At 63.5% G+C, this 18,917-nt stretch carries 16 protein-coding genes; 8 read left to right on the top strand and 8 right to left on the bottom strand.

Going from position 1 to position 18,917, the window contains the following annotated elements:
• Nucleotides 1–42: 42 nt before the first annotated feature.
• Genes KUW00_RS12460 through rpiB form a run of 3 tightly spaced genes read left to right on the top strand, consistent with a single transcriptional unit; the run spans nucleotide 43 to nucleotide 2,285 of the window.
• Nucleotides 43–522 (top strand): TRAP transporter small permease, encoded by a 480-nt coding sequence (locus KUW00_RS12460; protein WP_315901134.1) that lies wholly within the window; start codon nucleotides 43–45, stop codon nucleotides 520–522.
• Nucleotides 522–1,796 carry a TRAP transporter large permease gene (locus tag KUW00_RS12455; protein ID WP_124802504.1) on the top strand — a complete coding sequence of 425 codons (1,275 nt, stop codon included), beginning with the start codon at nucleotides 522–524 and terminating at the stop codon, nucleotides 1,794–1,796. The genes KUW00_RS12460 and KUW00_RS12455 overlap by 1 nt, the downstream gene beginning before the upstream one ends.
• 27 nt (nucleotides 1,797–1,823) lie before the next feature.
• On the top strand, nucleotides 1,824–2,285 hold the full coding sequence (rpiB, locus tag KUW00_RS12450) for a ribose 5-phosphate isomerase B (RefSeq protein ID WP_124802502.1): 462 nt from the start codon (nucleotides 1,824–1,826) through the stop codon (nucleotides 2,283–2,285).
• A 143-nt stretch (nucleotides 2,286–2,428) separates the two neighbouring features.
• Here rpiB and KUW00_RS12445 read toward each other — a convergent pair whose 3' ends face one another.
• The 6 genes from KUW00_RS12445 to KUW00_RS12420 all read right to left on the bottom strand — a co-directional run bounded on the left by KUW00_RS12445 (nucleotide 2,429) and on the right by KUW00_RS12420 (nucleotide 11,016).
• Nucleotides 2,429–3,691, bottom strand: a complete 1,263-nt coding sequence (locus tag KUW00_RS12445) for a 3-carboxymuconate cyclase (RefSeq protein WP_124802500.1) — start codon at nucleotides 3,689–3,691, stop codon at nucleotides 2,429–2,431.
• A 248-nt stretch (nucleotides 3,692–3,939) separates the two neighbouring features.
• Nucleotides 3,940–5,304 carry an APC family permease gene (locus KUW00_RS12440; protein ID WP_045991889.1) on the bottom strand — a complete coding sequence of 455 codons (1,365 nt, stop codon included), beginning with the start codon at nucleotides 5,302–5,304 and terminating at the stop codon, nucleotides 3,940–3,942.
• 294 nt (nucleotides 5,305–5,598) lie between these two features.
• Nucleotides 5,599–6,630, bottom strand: a complete 1,032-nt coding sequence (locus KUW00_RS12435; protein ID WP_108131523.1) for a histone deacetylase family protein — start codon at nucleotides 6,628–6,630, stop codon at nucleotides 5,599–5,601.
• A 69-nt stretch (nucleotides 6,631–6,699) separates the two neighbouring features.
• A complete protein-coding gene (locus KUW00_RS12430) occupies nucleotides 6,700–8,169 on the bottom strand; it encodes an NAD(P)/FAD-dependent oxidoreductase (protein ID WP_222569203.1) in 1,470 nt (489 codons plus the stop codon).
• Nucleotides 8,169–9,545, bottom strand: coding sequence for a Na+/H+ antiporter NhaC family protein (locus tag KUW00_RS12425; RefSeq protein ID WP_045991891.1), 1,377 nt, complete (start codon nucleotides 9,543–9,545; stop codon nucleotides 8,169–8,171). The genes KUW00_RS12430 and KUW00_RS12425 overlap by 1 nt, the downstream gene beginning before the upstream one ends.
• Nucleotides 9,546–9,723: 178 nt before the next feature.
• Entirely contained in the window at nucleotides 9,724–11,016 is a 1,293-nt protein-coding gene (locus KUW00_RS12420; protein ID WP_108449707.1) for an NAD(P)/FAD-dependent oxidoreductase, read from the bottom strand.
• A 466-nt stretch (nucleotides 11,017–11,482) separates the two neighbouring features.
• Here KUW00_RS12420 and KUW00_RS12415 point away from each other — a divergent pair, with 466 nt between their 5' ends.
• From KUW00_RS12415 to KUW00_RS12405, 3 genes are all read left to right on the top strand, one after another.
• Complete coding sequence (locus KUW00_RS12415) at nucleotides 11,483–12,205, top strand: GntR family transcriptional regulator (RefSeq protein ID WP_108449706.1); 723 nt, start codon at nucleotides 11,483–11,485, stop codon at nucleotides 12,203–12,205.
• Nucleotides 12,206–12,276: 71 nt separating this feature from the next.
• The gene (locus KUW00_RS12410; RefSeq protein ID WP_124802494.1) at nucleotides 12,277–12,723 is read left to right on the top strand and encodes a VOC family protein; all 447 of its coding nucleotides are present in this window, start codon (nucleotides 12,277–12,279) and stop codon (nucleotides 12,721–12,723) included.
• 139 nt (nucleotides 12,724–12,862) lie between these two features.
• Complete coding sequence (locus KUW00_RS12405; protein ID WP_162816517.1) at nucleotides 12,863–13,525, top strand: MOSC domain-containing protein; 663 nt, start codon at nucleotides 12,863–12,865, stop codon at nucleotides 13,523–13,525.
• Nucleotides 13,526–13,755: 230 nt separating this feature from the next.
• On the opposite strand, the gene KUW00_RS12400 is transcribed toward KUW00_RS12405, so the two are convergent.
• The gene (locus tag KUW00_RS12400) at nucleotides 13,756–15,525 is read right to left on the bottom strand and encodes a peptidoglycan DD-metalloendopeptidase family protein (RefSeq protein WP_108449703.1); all 1,770 of its coding nucleotides are present in this window, start codon (nucleotides 15,523–15,525) and stop codon (nucleotides 13,756–13,758) included.
• A 440-nt stretch (nucleotides 15,526–15,965) separates the two neighbouring features.
• Here KUW00_RS12400 and KUW00_RS12395 point away from each other — a divergent pair, with 440 nt between their 5' ends.
• Both KUW00_RS12395 and KUW00_RS12390 read left to right on the top strand, forming a co-directional pair.
• Entirely contained in the window at nucleotides 15,966–16,856 is an 891-nt protein-coding gene (locus KUW00_RS12395) for a LysR family transcriptional regulator (RefSeq protein WP_045991896.1), read from the top strand.
• A 124-nt stretch (nucleotides 16,857–16,980) separates the two neighbouring features.
• The gene (locus KUW00_RS12390; RefSeq protein ID WP_045991897.1) at nucleotides 16,981–17,982 is read left to right on the top strand and encodes a glutathione S-transferase family protein; all 1,002 of its coding nucleotides are present in this window, start codon (nucleotides 16,981–16,983) and stop codon (nucleotides 17,980–17,982) included.
• Nucleotides 17,983–18,064: 82 nt separating this feature from the next.
• Here KUW00_RS12390 and KUW00_RS12385 read toward each other — a convergent pair whose 3' ends face one another.
• On the bottom strand, nucleotides 18,065–18,517 hold the full coding sequence (locus KUW00_RS12385; protein WP_045991898.1) for a YaiI/YqxD family protein: 453 nt from the start codon (nucleotides 18,515–18,517) through the stop codon (nucleotides 18,065–18,067).
• Between the last annotated feature and the right edge of the window lie 400 nt (nucleotides 18,518–18,917).

Raw genomic sequence — 18,917 nt, 5'->3', positions numbered from 1 at the left:
GGGGCGACGCCCCGTCCATCGAGAGGAAACAAGGAGAACGCCGTGTCCGGCTTGACGCGTTTCTGGCAGGGGCTTTGTGCGCTGCTGCTGGTCGGCATCGTGGTAGTGCCACTGTCGCAGGTGGTAATGCGTGATCTCTTCCTGTCACCGCTGGTCGGGGCCGAGGAACTGACGCGCTTTCTGCTGGTGTGTCTGGTCTTCGCCAGCTATCCGCTGGTAGTAGGCCATGGTGAGAATATCGGCATGAGTGAACTCCGCGATATGCTGACCGGCCGGCCTCGTCGTCTGCTCGATACCACCATTTTCGTGGCGTCGGCGGTGGCCAGCGGTGTGGTGGCGTTCGCTACCATCACGACCATCGCCGATAACCTCAACAATGCCACCCCGACCCTCAAGATTCCGTTCTGGATCTTCCTGGGATCTACCGCTATCGGCTTCGCGGTGGCGGCACTGCAGCATGTGATACGGCTGCGTGGCCAGTCCGCGACTGCATCTCATGACGATCCGCCGGAGGTTTCCTGATGGGACTGGCCTTGATCGTTGCCTTTCTGGTGCTGTTTCTGCTGGGCTTTCCGGTGGTCTACGCCATCCTGTTGCCGGCTATCGCCTATGTGGTGGTGGAGGGCTTTCCGCTGGGGCTGCTGGGGCAGCGTGTCACCTACGCGCTGGACAGTTTTCCGCTGGTGGCGGTGCCAATCTTCATCTTTGTCGGCAACCTGATGAACCTCTCCGGTGTCACCGACCGCATCTTTCGCTTCGCCGACACCCTGGTGGGGCGAGCCCCGGGAGGCTTGGCCCAGGTCAACATCTTTTCCAGCCTGATCTTCTCGGGAATGTCCGGGGCGGCGCTGGCCGACGTGGGTGGGCTTGGCAAGATCGAGATCGAAGCCATGCGCAAGCGCGGCTTCAAGGCACCCTTTGCCGCGGCGGTGACCGCATCCTCTGCGGTGGTCGGGCCGATCTTTCCGCCGAGCATTCCGCTGATCGTCTACGGCTCGGTGACCAGCGTCTCGATCATTCAGTTGCTGATTGCGGGTATCGTGCCGGCACTGATCTGTGTCGCACTGCTGATGATTACCGCCGCAGTGCTGGCACTGCGCTCCGACATGCCACGCTCTGCTCGCTGGCCGACGGCCAGGGAGGTCGTCACGTCGCTGCTGCCTGCACTGCCGGCGCTACTGGCACCAGTGCTGATGATCGCCGGCATGATGCTGGGACTGTTTACCCCCACCGAGGCGGCGGCGGTGACCGCAGCCTATGTGGTGCTGATCAGTGGCATGATCTACAAGGAGCTTACCTGGGCCCATCTGTGGTCCGCGCTGCAGGCGACGCTGCGCAGTACCAGCGCGATCCTGATCATCGTTGCTGCGGCTTCGCTGTTTGGCTGGATCCTGGCGGTGGAGCAGATACCCCAGAGCTTTGCGGCCTTTATTTTGCAGATATCCACAGATCCGTTGGTACTGCTGTTGATTGCCAACCTGATCTTCTTCGTGGTGGGCATGTTTCTGGATTCCACTACCGCGACCCTGCTGGTGGTGCCGGTGATTGCCCCTCCGATGGTGCTGGCGGGTGTCGATCCCGTACATCTGGGGATTGTCGCCATCTTCAACCTGATGATCGGGCTGCTGACGCCACCCATGGGGCTGTCGCTTTACTTGATCTCATCGATTGCTCAGGTCAGCTTGCGGCAGTTGTTGAAGGCGTTGATTCCGTTCTACGTCCCGCTGTTCCTGACCCTTGCGATCATCACCTTTGCCTCCGATCTGGTGCTGTGGCTGCCGGGTCTGATGCGCTAACTTTCCCTTGCCAGCAATGGAGTTGTCATGAAACTCGTCATTGGTTCAGATCATGCGGGCTTTCCGCTGAAGGCCTCCGTCGTGGCCTTTGTCGAATCCCTCGGTCATGAGGTGCAGGATGTGGGCTCCTACGATGACCAGCCGGTCGACTTCCCCGATATCGCCAGAGAGGTGACCTCTCGTGTCACCTCCGGAGAGGTCGAGCGTGGACTGATGGTCTGTGGAACCGGAGTGGGCGCGGCCATCGCCGCCAACAAGGTCAGGGGAATTCGTGCCGCCGTGGGCCATGACGTGCACTCGGCGCACCAGTGTGTCGAGCATGACGACGTCAATGTGCTGTGTATCGGCGCACAGATCGTGGGCCCCTGGCTTGCCAATGATCTGATCAAGGCTTTTCTGGAGGCGGAGTTCTCCAGTGATGAAGAGTACCGCCGGCGGGTGGAGAAACTCCACGCCATGGAAGGTGGACAGGGGCCGGTCGAGGGCTAGACCGAGGGTCAGGTCGAGAGCGGCGTGGCCGATTCAGGGTGATGTGATGGCCGAACCGGAATACCAGCAACCGCCCTCATGGAGACAGCCAAAATACGATCCTCGAAAATATGACCACGGGTGCACCGATGCCGGCGGCTACATCAGCCGTCTTCCAGCACCACCAGGCCGTAGCTGCCGAGCTCCGGCAGTCCGCCTGCACTGGTGCGCAGGGATAGACCACCATCCTCGGCGACATCGAAGGCCATCACCTGGCCGGTGTTGCCGACCAGCTGATAGAGGGTGTCGCCGTCGGGGCTCAGCGCCATGTCCGAGAAGAACAGCAATTCGCCGTCGTCCTTGTAGGCGGTAGCATCCTCGAGGGCGATGCTGCCGTTCGGTTTGACGCTGTAGCGGCTGATGGAACTCGACAGGGCGTTGGCGGTGTAGAGAGTGTCGCCGTCGGCGTTCAGCGCGACCCAGCAGTTGGCGATCTCTCCTCCTTCCATGGCAGCGCCGGTCAGGGCGTCGGCGGTCTTCAGGGTGAGTCCGCCATGATCATCCAGCACATAGCTCGAGACCGAGCTGGTCTGCCAGCTGTAGAGCGGGCTCTGGGGTACCTTGTCGGCCTCCTCACGCAGGCCGAACTCCGGCGTCAGGAAGCGTGCCTCCGACATCAGCAGGGTCTCGCCCTGGTCCCCCTGGCCGATGGCGAAGCCCACCGGTATGGCGTGGAAGCGTTCGGCCGGCGCACGCGGGCTGTCCACGCTGGCGATCGGATCGGCGGACAGACCATCGTCACTGACCGCAAAGCTGTGAATCTTGCCGGTCACCAGCTCGTTGACGATGACGAAGGCTCCGGAACGCGAGAAGGCGATGGTCGAGGGGCGGGCGCCCAGGTCGCGCCGGCTGCCCTGGATCGCGATCAGTCCTTCGGGGGTGTGGCGATACAGCGCGATGGAGCCGGCCTGGTTGCTGTCACCCACGCTGGCGGAGGCGACGAGGTGGCCGTGGATGGCGACAGAAATCGGGAAACGGTCCGAGGCCGTCACGCTGTTGACGGCCTGAAGGCTGCCGTCGGGGGCGCGGTTCATCAGGCTGAGGGTACCGTCGCCTGGGTTGACCGCCACCATCCAGCCGCCGTCCGCGGAGGCCGCGATGGCGTTGGCGGAGATCAGGGGGTCATCGCCGTTGGCCAGCGGGTGGTCAGGGTTCTTCTCCAGAGCCGGAATCTCCAGATCACCGGTACCAAGGCCCCCGGTGGGATACTCGGAGGCTAGGGAAAGCGTGCCGTCATCGTCGGCATGGAAGGCGGCGACCGAGTTGCCTTCGGTCTTGTTGGTGACCACGTAGATCGTTTCTGCCGCCAGGCAGGTGGACAGCGGGGCAAGTGTCAGCAGCATCAGGGTGGGCAGGCGTAGCGTCATGGGCGGGGCTCTCCATGGGAAGGGACTCTCGATAGCTGTCTCTTACCTTAGGGCAGTCCTGCAGCGGTGCTCTTCATGGCTGTGCCTTGCCACAACACGGCCGGAAAAAAGGTCGATGCGATGCCTCGATGCGCGATCTTGCAAGGTTTGTGGTGCGCCAAAGAAGAGCGCCGACATCCCGGGATGTCGGCGCTGTGGGCAGGGGCTGTAAACCGCGACGCTCTGATCGGAGGCGCCGCGGTCAGCGCTCAGTTTTCCTTGAGCTCCAGGTCCGGTACTTCGACCTTGAACAGGCGGGTCAGATAGAGCAGGTAGGCAAAGCCGACGGCGACCCAGGTGAGTCCCACCTGGAAGGTGTTGAGCGACAGACTCGACCACAGCCAGATAGTCAACAGGAAGCCGACGCTTGGCATGACGCCGTAGCGCAGCAGGTTCTTGGGTTGCATCAGGTGCTCATCCACCAGGTAGTGCTTGATCACAGAAAGGTTGACGAAGGAGAAGGCGACCAGAGCACCGAAGCTGATCATGGTGGCGGCCAGCTCCAGGCTGATGACCAGCGCCATCAGCGAGATGGCGCCGACGATCAACGTCGACCCCAGCGGGGTGCCGTAGCGCTGGCTGAGCTTGCCGAAGACCTTGGGCAGGACCTGGTCGCGGCCCATGGCGAACAGGATCCGGGAGACGCTGGCCTGGGCGGCCATGGCCGAGGCGAAGCAGCCTGCTACATATGCAGCGGTGAAGAAGGCGACCAAAAAGCCCCCGCCGGCGCGGCGCATCACGTCCACCGCGGCCGAGTCGGCGCTGCCGAAGTTGTGATAGTCGGGAAACACCAGATGCCCGACCCAGGAGGCCAGAATGAACAGGCCGCCGCCGATCAGGGTGCACAGCATGATGGCGCGGGGGATGTCACGCTTGGGCTCGCGAGTTTCCTCGCACAGGGTAGAGACGGCGTCAAAGCCAAGAAACGACAGGCACAGGATGGCGGCACCACCGACGATGGTGGTCCACTGGAGCCCTTCGCTGTGGAAGGGCGCCAGCAGCGAGGGGGCTTCGCCACCGGCGATGACCTTCAGCGAGATGGCGATGAAAGTGGCCAGAAAGACGAACTGAAAGCCGATGATGATCAGATTCATCTTGGCCACCAGCTTGATGCCCAGGATGTTCAGTGCGGTCACGGCGACGATGGCTCCTACCACCCAGACGCCCTGATCGATGGCGGGGAAGACCTCCTTCATGTAGATCCCGATCACCAGGTAGTTGATCATCGGCAGGAAGATGTAGTCGAGCAGCAGCGCCCAGCCCACCATGAAGCCCACACGGCCACCGAAGGCGCGGCGTGTGTAGGTGTAGGCGGAGCCGGCGGTAGGGTAGTGCTCGACCATCTTGCCGTAGCTGTAGGCGGTGAAGAACATCGCCGCCAGGGTGATGACGTAGGCCATGGGCACATGGCCGCCGGTGGTTTCGGTGACCACGCCGTAGGTGGTGAATACGGTCAGGGGCACCATGTAGGCGAGGCCGAAGAACACCAGGGCGGGCAGGCCCAGGATGCGCTTGAGGCCGCTGTCCTGGCCGTCGGGGGCCTCGGGGAGGCTGGAACGTCGTTGTTGTGTCATGGGTCGGTTCCTGTTGTTGCTGTTGTTGTTCTGAGCGCGGCTCAGGGCGTGGTCTACCGCCCGTTTCAGGTTGCCGTCGTCGATGCGGTCTGGTGGCTGCGTCGGGGGAGACGTTTCGCCGAGCCGTGCACGGTCCCCGTGGCAAACCAGTATGGGAAACCGGCGGTGCTCGCGTGGCGCTGACGCCCGTCCGGGACAAGCGACCTACTGATGTCGTACGGGGCGTCGAGCGTTTTCGTCGAATCGGTCGTGCCTTGTGCCTTGTGCCTTGTGTCTTGTGCCGTGTGCCGGGGCTCAGGCGTTGTCGAAGCCCTTGAGCACGTTGATCGCATTGACCCCGATTTCTTCCACCGCGTAGCCGCCTTCCATCACGAATAGTGTGGGCAGACCGATGCGCTTGAGGCGGGCGCCGATGTCCAGGTAGTCGTCGCTTTGCAGGGTGAAGGAGCTGATCGGATCGTTCTCGAAGGTGTCGACCCCGAGGGCGATGATCAGCATGTCCGGGGCGAAGTCCCTGACGCGCGCGATGGCGTCATCCAGCGCCTGCGCCCAACGGGCGTAGTCGGTGCCGCTGGGCAGGGGGTAGTTGACGTTGTAGCCCTCGCCCTCACCTCGTCCGGTCTCGTTGGCGAAGCCGAGAAAGTAGGGGAACTCGTCCATGGGGTCGCCGTGCAGCGAGAGAGTGAGCACGTCGCTGCGCTCGTAGAAGATGTCCTGGGTGCCGTTGCCGTGGTGGAAGTCGATGTCGAGGATGGCGACCCGCTGGTGGCCCCGGTCCAGTGCCCGCTGGGCGGATACCGCCACATTGTTGATGAAGCAGTAACCGCCGTACTGGTCCCGCGCGGCGTGATGGCCGGGCGGTCGGCACAGGGCGAAGGCTGGCGCGCCGCTGTCGAGCACCTGGTCCACGGCGGTCAGGGCGATGTCCTTGCTGAGCAGGGCCGCCTCGAAGGTGTCTGCGTTCAGCGAGGTTTCTCCGGCCAGGGCGTAGTAGCCAAGGCGGCCCTCGATATGGCGGGGTATGGGGCCGCCGGGCATCCGCCGTGTCGGCCAGATATTGGGAATCGCTTCGCCTTCGTAACCGGCCGCCTGCCAGTCGCGCCAGGCAACCCGCAGAAAGTCGATGTAGTCCGCGTCATGGATGGCCAGCACCGGCTCCAGTCCATGCTCGTCGGGGCCGCGGATCTCGCCGATGGACTCGGTCCTGGCGCGTTCGATGATGTAGTCCACCCGCTCGGGACACTCGAAGGGCGCGACCAGTTGGCCGGCAAACAGCTCGGTGAGAGTGCGACGGTCGCGGGTGGCGTCGCTATGAACGATCAACATGGCGGTGTCTCCTTTGGCAGTTCCGGGGCAAGGTGACGAGTGTGCGGCCTGCATCGCGGCTGTCGCTGTCTACTCGATCACGGCGGCAAAACGGTCGTTGAGTCGGCTCAGCGCCGGGCCGATCAGCGGCAGGTGGCGCTCACGCGACGCCAGGGCCTCCTCGGTGGCGTAGCTCAGGGTGATGGTCTGGGCGCCCAGCCAGCGCAGGGGTTCGGGCTCCCAGCGACGAACCACCTGGTCCAGTGCACAGCCATCGAAGGCCCAGGGGGCCCGTGTCAGCGGTGTGTCCTGTCCACAGAGCATCTCTGCCAGGGTGCGCGCCATCAGGTGGCTGGCGGCGACGCCTTCGCCGGCATAGCCGCCGGCGGTGGCGATGCCGGCTCGCCGATCGACGAGGGCGTGGGGGCGAAAGCTGCGCGAGAGGCCCAGGGTGCCGCCCCAGCCGTGGCTGATATCGACCTCGCCGAGGTCGGGAAACAGATCCTGGAGCAGCGCCTTGCGCATCTGGATGTCGCCCTGGGTGATGGAGGCCTGGTGACGCGGACGGGCGTTGAAGCGGTAGCGACCCCTGGCGCCGAAGATCAGGCGACCGTCGCGGCTGCGATGGCCGTAGTTGATCAACCGGCTGGCGTCGGCGAAGGTCGGTCGCTGTGCCAGGCCGATAGCGTCCCACTGGCTCTGACTCAAGGGCTCGGTGGCGATCACCAGGCTGGAGACCGGGACCAGGTGGGGACGCAGCTGGGGCAGGGTGTTGTAGCCTTCGGTGGCCATCACGATCATCGGTGCGCGGATGCTGCCCTGGGGCGTGGTCACCTTGCCGGCGTCGATGCTCGTCGCCGGGCTTTGTTCGTAAAGCCTGACCTGCATGGCCGCGAGTCGCGCGACCAGCCCATCGATCAGCTTGCCGGGGTGCAGCGTGGCGACCTGACGATGAAAGATGCCACCGAAGGGGCGGCGGAAGCGGGCCCGGTCGCTGAGTTCGTCGGCGGACAGCCAGCGGCAGTCATGCTGGCGATGGCCGAGTTCCAGCAGGTGTGCGAGGTAGTCCCGCTGGAGCGCCTCCTGGGCCGGGTAGCGGGCCGCCGCGTAGAGTGCCCCGCCCTTGTGGAAGTCGGCGTCGATGGCTTCCTGCGAGAGGGTCGCGCCGATCTCGTCGACATTGGCGGACAAAAGCTCGCACAGCGCCTGGCGCCGGGCCAGGGACAGGCCCTTCAGGTGCCGCTCGAGGCCCGCCAGGTTGCCCACCACCCAGCCTCCGTTTCGCCCGGAGGCTCCGTGGCCGAAGCGCCTGGCCTCGAGCACCCGGATGTCTTTCTCCGGGGCCAGGCGCTTGAGGTGATAGGCGGTCCACAGGCCGGTGAAGCCACCGCCGACAATGACCACGTCTGCCTGTTCATCCCCGGTCTGTTCATCGATAGCCTGTTTATCCCCGGTCTGTTCACCGATGGCCTGTTTATCAATGGAGAGGGGGGCGAGTGGGACTCGCCCGTTGTCTCGGTGTGACCAGAAGATGGCGTCGTTGGACGGTGCTTTCGTCATCACATGAATCCCAGTACCAGATAGAGGGCGGCGGCCAGCAAGCCGGCCAGGGCCGCGTAGGGCAGTTGGGTAAAGGCGTGCTGGAAGGGCGTGCAGCCGCTGGCTTGGGCCGTCAGCACCGTGGCGTCCGAATAGAAGCAGGCGTGGCTGCCGAAGGTGCTGGCCGAGAGGGTGGCACCGATCACCAGCGTCATGTCGGCGCCCAGATTGTGGCCCAGGGTGGTGACGATGGGCAGGATGATCACGAACACGCCCCAGTTGGAACCGGTGGCGAAGGAGACGAAGCCCATCAGCGCAAAGATGATGAAGGGCAGGATCTGGGCGTTGATCAGCGGTTCGACCGTGGTGATGATGTACTCGTTGAGTCCCAGGGTGGTGTTGACGTCATTGAACATGAAGGCCGCCACCAGCACCGCCAGGGCATCCAGCATCGACTTGAAGCCCTCCAGAATGTTGTCGAAGGTCTCGCCGGGGGTCAGCTTCTTCAGGCCGATGAAGGCCACGATCATGCCGGCCAGGGTCACGAAGATGCCCATCAGGAAATCGAGATCGAAGTACCAGGTGAAGAAGGCCAGCGACATCATCGGCAGCAGGAACATCCAGACGCTGCTGCGTGTCTGGTCCTTGGCCGCCAGGTGGGCGATCTCTTCATCGATGTGCTCGGCGCCGGGCGGCACGCAGCGACCCTCGAGCTGGGCGCGCTGCTCGGCGCGCTTCATCGGGCCGAACAGCGGAATCTTGCCGTAGGCGACCAGCGGCACCATGGCCACCGCGATCCACGGATAGAACATGAAGGGGATGGCCTGGATATAGGTCCAGACTCCCTGGCCGTCGGCGGCCAGGCCGTTCTTTTCGATCAGCGCGCCGAAGAACACCGCCCAGGTCGAGATCGGGATCAGTACGCTGATCGGTGCGGCGGTGGAGTCGATGACGTAGGCCAGCATCTCTCGCGACGTCTTGAAGCGGTCCGTCACCTGACGCATCGAGGTGCCGACCGCCAGGGAGTTGAGGTAGTCGTCGACGAACAGCACGATGCCCATGAACCAGCAGCCGAGCAGCGCCCGGGGCTTGCTGGTGATGTAGCGCAACAGGCTTTCGGCGAAGGAACGCGAGGCGCCGGATTTCAGCAGCAGCGCAATGATCGAGCCCATCAGCCCGCATACCGCGATCACCCAGGCCACGTCCTCGTCGGTCAGGACGTTGAGCAGGCTCTCGGAAAGGGTGGACAGGGCGCTGGTCGGCTCGATCAACAGGGTGCCGACGAAGGCGCCGGCCACCAGCGGCTCGAGCGCGCGACGGCTCCACAGTGCCAGCAGCAGTACAACGGCGGTGGGCAGCAGCACCAGCCAGCCGCCTGCGGGGAAAAACGCTTCCATGGATGTCCTCCTGGACGATCATTGTTGTTGGTGAAGCGACCTGGCGATGGCCGTGGGTCGCGTCGATCAGGAGCGTGGCGTGACAGCTATTGGTTGTCGTTGATGTTGTCGTTGGCGTCGTTGATGGTGAAAGGTCCGGTCGATATCGAGCTGCCGACGGCGAGTCGGCGGCGGACGCTCAGCGCAGTTTTTCGCGCAACTGGTAGTACCACATGCCCGCGGCCAACAGGCCGTTGCCGAGGCGCTCGCTGACCGGGATGCGCCAGTGGCGCATGTCGGCGAACAGGTCGAACTCCTCCAGCTGACCGCTGACCGCCCTGGCCATGATGTTGCCAACGATATGCGAGGTGGCGATGCCGTGGCCCGAGTAGCCCTGGGCGTAGAAGACGTTGGGTGACAGCTTGCCGAGCTGAGGGATGCGGTTGATCACGATGCCCGCCTTGCCCTGCCACTGGTAGTCGAGCGCGATGCCCTTGAGCTGCGGGAAGGTGTGTTCGAGCCGGGGGCGCAGTTCGGCGCCGATATCCGCTGAGTCCTGGCCGGAATAGTTGGCGCCGCCACCGAACAGCAGGCGACCGTCGGCGGTCAGGCGGTAGTAGTCGAGCACGAAGCGGGTGTCGTAGACCGCCAGGTCCTGGGGATTGATCGCGGCCTGCTGCTCCCGGCTCAGCGGGGCGGTGGTGACGATGCCGAGAGAGGCGGGGAACAGCTTGCCCTTGAGCGCCTTGCGCTCCAGCCGGTGATAGGCGTTGCCGGCCAGCACCACGCTGTCGGCGTGGATCTGGCCACGCTCGGTGACGACACAGGGGGTAGCGCCGTGGCGAATCTCGGTGACCCGGGTGTCCTCGAACAGCAAGCCGCCCAGGTCCTCAAGGGCGCGGGCCTCGCCAAGACACAGGTTCAGCGGGTGCAGGTGCATGTTGTAGTCGTTGCGCACCGCGCCATGGTAGAGCTCGGTGCCCACCAGTTCGCGCGTCTGATCGGCGTCCAGCAAACTCAGGTGCCGGGCGATCTCGTGGCCCTGGGCCGCTTCGACGTCGCGCTTAAGCTCGGCCATGTGGCTCGGTCGGTAGGCGGCGTGCAGGTGGCCGAACTTCAGGTCACAGGCGATGGCGTACTTGTCGACACGCTGACGCAGAATGTGGTGGCCTCGCCAGCGAAGATCCCAGACGAAGTTCTCGGCTGCCTCTCGCCCTAGCGGGCCGGAGAGCTGCTTGAGCATGGCATCCTGCCCCGACAGGCTGCCGGTGACCTGACCGCCATTGCGACCGCTGGCCCCCCAGCCGATCCGGTTGGCCTCGACCAGCGCTACCCGGTAGCCACGCTCGGCGAGTTCCAGCGCGGTGTTGACGCCGGTGAAGCCGCCTCCGATCACCGCAACGTCGACCCGATGCTCGCCCTCGAGCCTGGGGTATTCGGCTTCTTCGTGGATGGTCGCGGCGTAGTAGGACGCGCAGCGCGGTTCGCTCATGACGACTCCCGAAACGATGGCAGCTTGTTATTGGTGTGATCACATGTTGTGATCACACTAGCAGGGCTTGCAGATGCGCACAAGATGCGAATTCGACCCTGGGCGGCCCAGGCTGCGGCGTCTCGGCGTGGGCTATCGTCATCGAGATGGGCTAGTCTTGACGCCAGACGCAGGTAGATATAGCCGTGATGGTGGCAGGCCAGCGGCCTGTCGGGTTTTCCGCCGATGGTGACAGACGAGCGGTCGACGGGCGGCCGGCAAAAGAAGCAAAAGGGGAGTGATAGAAAAGTTATAGTGGGTTGGCGTGAGGAGTGAAGTGGAGAAAGGAATGGCGAGGGGAATGGCGAGGGGAATGGAGAAGGGAATAGAGAGCGGAATGGCAGAAAGGAATGGAGAGCGGAATGGAGAAGGGAATAAAGAGCGGAATGGCTGAGAGGAATGGACAGAGGAGTGACAAGGAAGCGCAATGACCGACGTTCATACTGACAATAGCGATGACGCCATGGTCGCGCCGATCGGCACGGAACCATCGCCTCCGCCCTACCTGCCGGATACCGCCTCGACCCGAATTCACCGGGACCTGAGGCGTCGTCTGTGCGAAGGGGCCTTCAGTCCGGGCGAGGTGCTTTCGATCCGCGGCATCGCCGCCTGCTATGACACCAGCGCCATGCCTGCTCGGGAGGCGCTGCGCTGGCTGGTGAGCGAGGGGGCTCTGCAGTTTGTCGACAGCCGCAAGATCATCGTGCCGCACTTGAGCCGGGAGCGCTTCACCGAGGTGCTGTTCGCCCGCAGGCGGCTGGAAACCGAGTTGGCCCGGCAAGCCTTTACCGCGATCGAGCACCAGCACATCGACGCCCTGGAGGCGTTGGACGATGGCATCAATCGTGCCATCGAAGCTGCTGATCTCAAGAGCTATATGCGTGGCAACCACGCCTTTCACTTTCTGATCTACCGGCTGAGCGGCTCGACGGTATTGCTGCCGCTGGTCGAGCAGCTATGGCAGCAATACGGTCCCAGCATGGGCTTTATCTGCACGCGTTGGGGCGGCTCCGCCATCGCCGACGATCACCATCGTGAGATTACCCAGGCGCTGCGCCGGGGGGACAGGGACGCCTTCTGTCGCGCGGTGACCGCCGACATCGAGCAGGGAATGCGGCTGCTGGACGACTACTACGCCTCGTCGAAGTGATTTCTGGGCTATCTTGATGACGTCCGGCGCCAGTCCTTCGGACCGCCGACCCGAGCATCGAAAGAACGTCGTTGAGTCATCAGGAAAAGCTCATGCAAATCTACCCTTACCTGTTTTTCGACGGCCAGTGTGAAGAGGCCCTGGCGTTCTATGCCGAGCTGATGAACGGCCGAGTGAGCGAGCTTCATCGCTACAGGGACATGCCCGCCGATGCACCTGATGCTGGATGCGGGGAAGCGGGCACACCGTCACCAGAGCACATCATGCATATGCAGATCGAGGTGGCGGGTCATGTGCTGATGGGGTCGGACGCCTCTGGGGAGGCGCCTCAGGGCTTTTCTCTGGCGCTGTCAGTGGACACGCGCGAAGAAGCCGAACGGCTTTGTTCCGGGCTTGCTGAAGGTGGAGAGATCATGTTGCCCCTGTCGGAAACCTTCTGGGCCGAGCGCTTTGCCCTGGTGAAGGATCGCTTCGGCGTCGCCTGGATGGTCATGTATGAAGGCGCACGTGGCGGCTGAATACCGGTGCGTCTTGATGCAGGGCGTCCAGCGGAGCCGGAGGATTCCCAGGCGGCATTCGCAAGCGGGGGCAAGGAGCACGACAAGCGCTCAAGCATGGGCGGCGAATAGCGACAAGAGAAGGAGGATGGGGGCAAGGATGGAATTTTCAGATGTCAGGGGGCCCTATATCAGCGAGCCGCAGATGCTGCCGGGCTTCGGTGAGAAGAGTGGTATCTACAAGGTCGCTGCCGCTGAGCCTCAATGGCTGTCCCGACTGGGGCTTTCCAATGACAGCCAGGCCAATCAGGTCGACCACGGTGGGGTGGACCGCGCCCTGTGTCACTACTGCGCCGATCACTATCCCCGCTGGAGCGAGCGCTATCCCGACGCCGGTGTGGTGCTGGAGGCCGGCGTGCTGGGTGAGAATATTGCGAGCCAAGGGGCCGATGAGCGCGAGGTGCGTATCGGTGACGTCTATCGCATCGGCGAAGCGCTGGTGCAGGTGACCCAGCCCAGGCAACCCTGCGCCAAGGTCGATGCCCGTACCGGCCAGCCGGGGCTGGCGCGGGCCTTTATGCAGGAGGCCCGGATGGGCTGGCTCTACCGCGTGCTGGAGGAAGGATGGATTGCGCCGGGGCCTGTCATCGAGGTGGTCGAGCGCGGTGATGAAAGGTGGAGCGTGGAGGCCTGCTGGCGGGTGCTGGAAGACCGCAGGGCGCCCCTGGATACCATGGCCGAATTGCACGGTGTCGAAGCCCTGGCGCAACACTGGAAGGACCAGTTGGTCCGGCGCATGGACTATTGGCGCGGGCGCGCCTGAGGACGGCAGGCGGGTGAATACCACGCGCTGTAGGGTGCTGCTGCGCCTGGCACCGAACCGACTGAGCCTGTCTTCTCTACACCTGTCTCTCGTGTGCCCCTGTCTCCTCTGGCTCTGTCTCCTCTGCCCCAGTCTCCTGGGCTGAAACGACAAGGCCCTGCTGTGTCGCAGCAGGGCCTTGTTGCAGGGCCTTGTTGCAGGGCCTTGTCGTGATCAACCGCAGCGGAGCATCAGATGTCGCTGTCGGCGGCCAGGTCGTTGGCCAGCGCCACTTCGGAGCCGGGCTTGGCGGTCTGAAGCGCGGCCAGGGTGGGGCCGGTTTCCTGCTGGAAGGAGGCCAGCGCCTGACCGGACAGGCTCTGGTTTTCCGGAAGGGCCACGCGCATCGCATTGACCTGATTGTTGTTGACCATGACCTCGTAGTGCAGGTGAGGTCCGGTGCTGCGACCGGTGTTACCCGACAGGGCGATCCGTTCGCCCATGGTCACGCGCTGTCCGGTGCTGACCAGCGGGCGCGACAGGTGCAGGTAGCGTGTCTTGTAGCCATTGTCGTGACGAATCACGATATAGCGACCCGCCGCCGGGTGGTTGCCGACCTTTTCCACGCGACCATTGGCCGGGGTCTCGATGCCGGTGCCGATCGGCACGGCGAAGTCCGTGCCCTTGTGCGGGCTGACGCGGCCGGTGATCGGATGGCGGCGGTTGAGGTTGAAGTTGGAGCTGATGCGGTAGCTGCCGGAGAACGGGTAGCGGTTGAAGGCCGGGTCGAGGCTCTGGCCTTCGGGGGTGTAGAAGTTGTTGTCCTCGGGATTGCGCACCAGCGTCAGGTCCATGCGCTCGCCGTCGTAGGACACCGCCAGCACGCGGGGGTCCAGGCGCTGGCCGTCGATGATGTCGGACTCGACCAGTACCCGGAAGCTGTCTCCGCGACGGGTGTCGCGGCGAAAGTCGAGCTTCTTCTCGAGCACCCGTGCCATCTCCGAGACTTCGGCACGGCTCAGGCCTGCGGCCTCGGCGGAGCGAGCGAAGCTGCCGCTCACGGTGCCGGCGTAAAGGCGTTGTGAGGCTTCGCCGGCACGCTCGATGGTCGCCACGTCAAAGCCTGAATCCTGGCGTTCGATCAGGTAGCCGTCGCGCACGTTCTTCATGATGCGCAGCGCCAGCAGTCGACCGTCCTCGCCAAGCTGATACTCGAAGGTGTTACCGACGCGCCAGCGGGTCAGCACGTTCTGGTCGGGCAGGTCCTCGAGCAGCGCCATGACCTCGCTGTAGCCCAGCCCCAGGGTCTTTTCGGCCATTTCGGCGAAGGTGTCGCCCTGCTGGACGCGATAGGTCTGCCAGGTCGGGACGAACGGCTCGTTGGCCGCAATCTCTTCCTCGAGCACGATCGGGCCTTCATCGAACAGTTCGAGCTCGTCTTCGCTGACATCCTCATAGGAAGTGGCGTCGCTGGCGACGTCCAGTGACTGCTGCTCCAGCAGCCCACTGGCCACGGTGCCGAGCACCACGGCGATATGCAGGGAGCCTTCGTCGAGCTTGAAGGCGGGCGGCTGCGGATTGCCGTCCAACGCAACTGGCGCCGCGGTGGATGAATCAGCGGCGCCAGGAAGCGTGCGAGAGGATTGTAAGGTAAGAGGAGGTAGTCCCGACGATGAACGCATGGCGTTCTCGAACTTGACGTCGGCGTGGGCCTCGTCGACGAAGTCGATGTCGACGATTTCGCTGGCCTTGAGCTGGGAAATCGGGATGTGCTGGCTGGTGGCATCCAGCGCCAGGTCGATGGCTTCGGCGACCTGGGTTCGCTCGAAGTTCAGCGATGGCAGTTCCGGCGAGGCAGACTCTCCTAGCGGAACCAGAACTGACTCCAGCGATTCATTGCCTCGCTGAACGTCTTCGTAGGTGGTGACAATCTTGTGGGCGCCCAGCACGGTGACCATGGTGGCAACGGGTAACAGCAGCAGCTTGTGCGTGCGGGGCAGCGAATGGAGGATTCGCATCATGGTAAAAGGGCCATAGAAAAATTGATGAAGGTAAATATATAGGCTATTGCACCATACCCCATGAAGTATGGTATGCCTAGACTGTATGGCCATACAGCGGATGGCGCATCGCCCGGTGGTTTATGTGACCGGGGGCGCCAGGAATGGATGAAGCTGTGACAAAACCCTGTTCGAACGCTGTTTATTAACTGTTGTTCATTGGACCCTTAGCGTTGAACAAATGCAACCCCCCGGTAAGTCGTAGTGCTTTCTACTCCCCCTGAAGGACGATAAGTCTCATTTTGTTGATATAAGTCCAATGACTGGCCAGGCGCCGTACAAGGCCTCGCGCGGGAGGGGCGTATCGTGATTTTCATCGATGCGACTTTCATCGATGCCAAGTCGTGTCATTGGCGCCGTCGGCTGGCATGCTCAATGGATATCGTCAAAAGGATTCAAGCATGTCGCGTGTCACGCTCGCACAGTGGCAGATGCTGGCCGCCGTGGTCGATCACGGTGGCTTTGCCAGGGCCGCCGAAGCCGTTCACAAGAGCCCTTCGACCCTCAACCATGCAGTGCACAAGCTGGAGGAGCAGTTGGGGGTCAAGGTGCTGGAACCGGTGGGGCGGCAGGTTCGGCTTACCGAGGAAGGGGCCTTGCTGCTGCGCCGTGCCCGCCAGTTGCTGGAGAGCTCCGACGCGCTCGTGGATATCGCCGCTCGACTGCGGGAAGGCCTGGAGGCCGAGGTGGTGCTGAGCATCGACCAGATCTTTCCCTCGAACGTACTGGCCAAGGCGATGGAAGCTTTCTCCAGCGCTCTTCCGCAAGTCAGGCTGCAATTGCACGAGTCGGTACTCAATGGTGGTGTGGAAATGCTCGAGGATGGCCGAGCCGACCTGGTGGTGTCAGGGGTGACCACGTCAGGCTACCTGGGCGAACCCCTGGTCAGCGTGCCTTTTATCGCGGTCGCTCACCCGGACCACCCTCTACATGCCATGAGCAGGCCGCTGGACCTCAGGGATCTGGAGCACCATCGCCAGGTCGTGGTGAGGGACTCGTCGCAAAGGGCGTCGCGCGATTCGGGCTGGCTCAAGGCCGAGCAGCGCTGGACCGTCAGCCATATCGCCACCTCGGTAGAGATGCTCGAGCACGGGCTGGGGTTTGCCTGGTTGCCCAAGACCCGCATTCGCGACCAACTGGCCAGTGGCCGGCTCAAGCCATTGCCGCTGCAGGCCGGCGGTACGCGTGAGGTGCCCATCCAGCTGTATCATCGCGACGCCGACCGGGCGGGACCCGCCACCAGGGCCATGGCGGAGCATCTGCGTCAGGCTGTCCGGGACTGCAGTTGCTGAGGTCTGGGCACATCGGAGGCAATGGGTTCGAAAGAATCGAAAGGTTGGCGGCAAAATGTGCGCTTGTAGTCGATTCTTTCCACCGTATGCTGGGCTCTCCAAGGCGCTTCACGGGAGAGACCGTATGGGACTGTTAATCGATGGGGTCTGGCACGACCAGTGGTACGACACCGAGAGTACCGGCGGCGAGTTCGTGCGAGAGTCCGCCCAGTTGCGAGACTGGGTCAGCGCCGATGGCGCGCCGGGCCCCGATGGCCAGCCAGGCATCAAGGCCGAGGCGGGACGTTTTCACCTGTACGTGTGTCTGGCCTGTCCCTGGGCCCATCGCACCTTGATCATGCGCCGACTCAAGGGGCTTGACGCGCTGATCGACGTCTCCCACACCAGTCCGCTGATGGGCGACAAGGGCTGGAGCTACAACGAGGCCGAAGGCTCCAGTGGTGACTCGATCAACGGCGTGAGCTTTCATCATGAGCTCTACACCCTGACCGACCCTCACTACACCGGTCGGGTGACCGTCCCGGCGCTGTGGGACAAGCAGCGCAAGCGCATCGTCAACAACGAGTCGGCCGAACTGGTCAGAATGTTCAACTCGGCCTTCGACGAGCTGACCGGCAATCGTCTCGACTTCTATCCCGAGTTCCTGCGCCAGACCATCGACGAGATCAACGCCGACGTCTACGACAACATCAACAATGGTGTCTACAAGGCGGGCTTTGCCTCCGATCAGGCGGTTTACGAACGTCACGTCTCGGCGCTGTTCGCCTGTCTCGACAGGCTCGAGGCGAGGCTTGCCAATCATCGCTATCTGGCCGGAGCCTGGCTGACCGAGGCCGATATTCGTCTGTTCACCACCCTGGTGCGTTTCGATGCCGTCTACCATGGCCACTTCAAGTGCAACCTCTATCGCATCGAGGACTATCCCAATCTGTCGCACTACCTGCGCGAGCTCTACCAGTGGCCGGGTGTCGCCGAGACCGTGGACCTGGATCATATCCAGCGCCACTACTATATGAGCCACGACACCATCAATCCCAACGCCATCGTGCCGTTGGGGCCTGTGCTGAGACTGGATCGGGACCACGACAGAGAGCGTCTGGCCTCAGAAGGCGTCTACCAGGGCTGAGTCAGACGCTGGCGGAGAGGATCCGCTGGTGAGCCGTGGGTGGGGGAGGGGACCGGCTCGTGAGCCGGTCCGGGCGGCTCGATCAGCGTGCGTGCCTGGCCAGCCAGCGATCGAGGGCGTTGGCAAACTCCCGTCGATCACTGTCCGAGTAGCCCTTGGGGCCGCCGGTGTGCTCGCCGCTGGCACGCAGCGTCTCCATGAAGTCGCGCATCTGCACGCGTGCCTTGATGTTGTTGCGATCCAGGGTCTCGCCTCTGTTGGTCATTACCATGGCCCCCTTGTCCAGCGCCTCCAGTGCCAGCGGTAGATCGGCGGTGACCAGCAGGTCACCGGGTGCGATGCGGCTGACGATCTCGTTGTCGGCGGCGTCGAAGCCGTGGCTCACCGCCATGGCCTTGACCCACTTCGAACTGGGCAACGGGATCTGGTGGTTGGCGACGAACCAGGTCTGGGTGGTGGTGCGTTCGGCGGCGCGGACGATGATGTCGCGAGCGACTCTGGGGCAGGCGTCGGCGTCGACCCATAGTTGGGGCATTGGTGTCTCCGGTGCAGAAAAAGGGGGCTCGATCATAAAAGGGCTGGTCAGAGCCACGAGTCGATGGTAGCATGCGCCCTCCTCGCATGTGTTGACCCCACCATCATGACGCAGCGACCTCCGACGCCCAAGCGGCCTCGAGAGTTCAAACAGATGCTGCAACGCGCAAGACGCGTTCGAATTGTGAAGATGGAGCACCCGACGTCGATCCCGACGCCCGCGGTGCAAACGGTCGCCACGATGGCTCCACGCAGTTGCGTGAGCCGATGCCAGGTGCGACCGGCGTCCCCGACTCCGAATGTTGACAACAGACTTGTTGACCTTGCTCTACCACGAGTAGAGCGACGTATTTCTGTTCGCCCCGAATACGGGCGCGTCAGGGACGCCAACCACGTTATTT

Source organism: Halomonas sp. DP5N14-9, assembly GCF_019802175.1.
GTDB lineage: Bacteria > Pseudomonadota > Gammaproteobacteria > Pseudomonadales > Halomonadaceae > Halomonas > Halomonas litopenaei.
The sequence above is the reverse complement of the archived record's forward strand: the minus strand, read 5'-3'. Positions and strand labels throughout refer to the sequence as shown.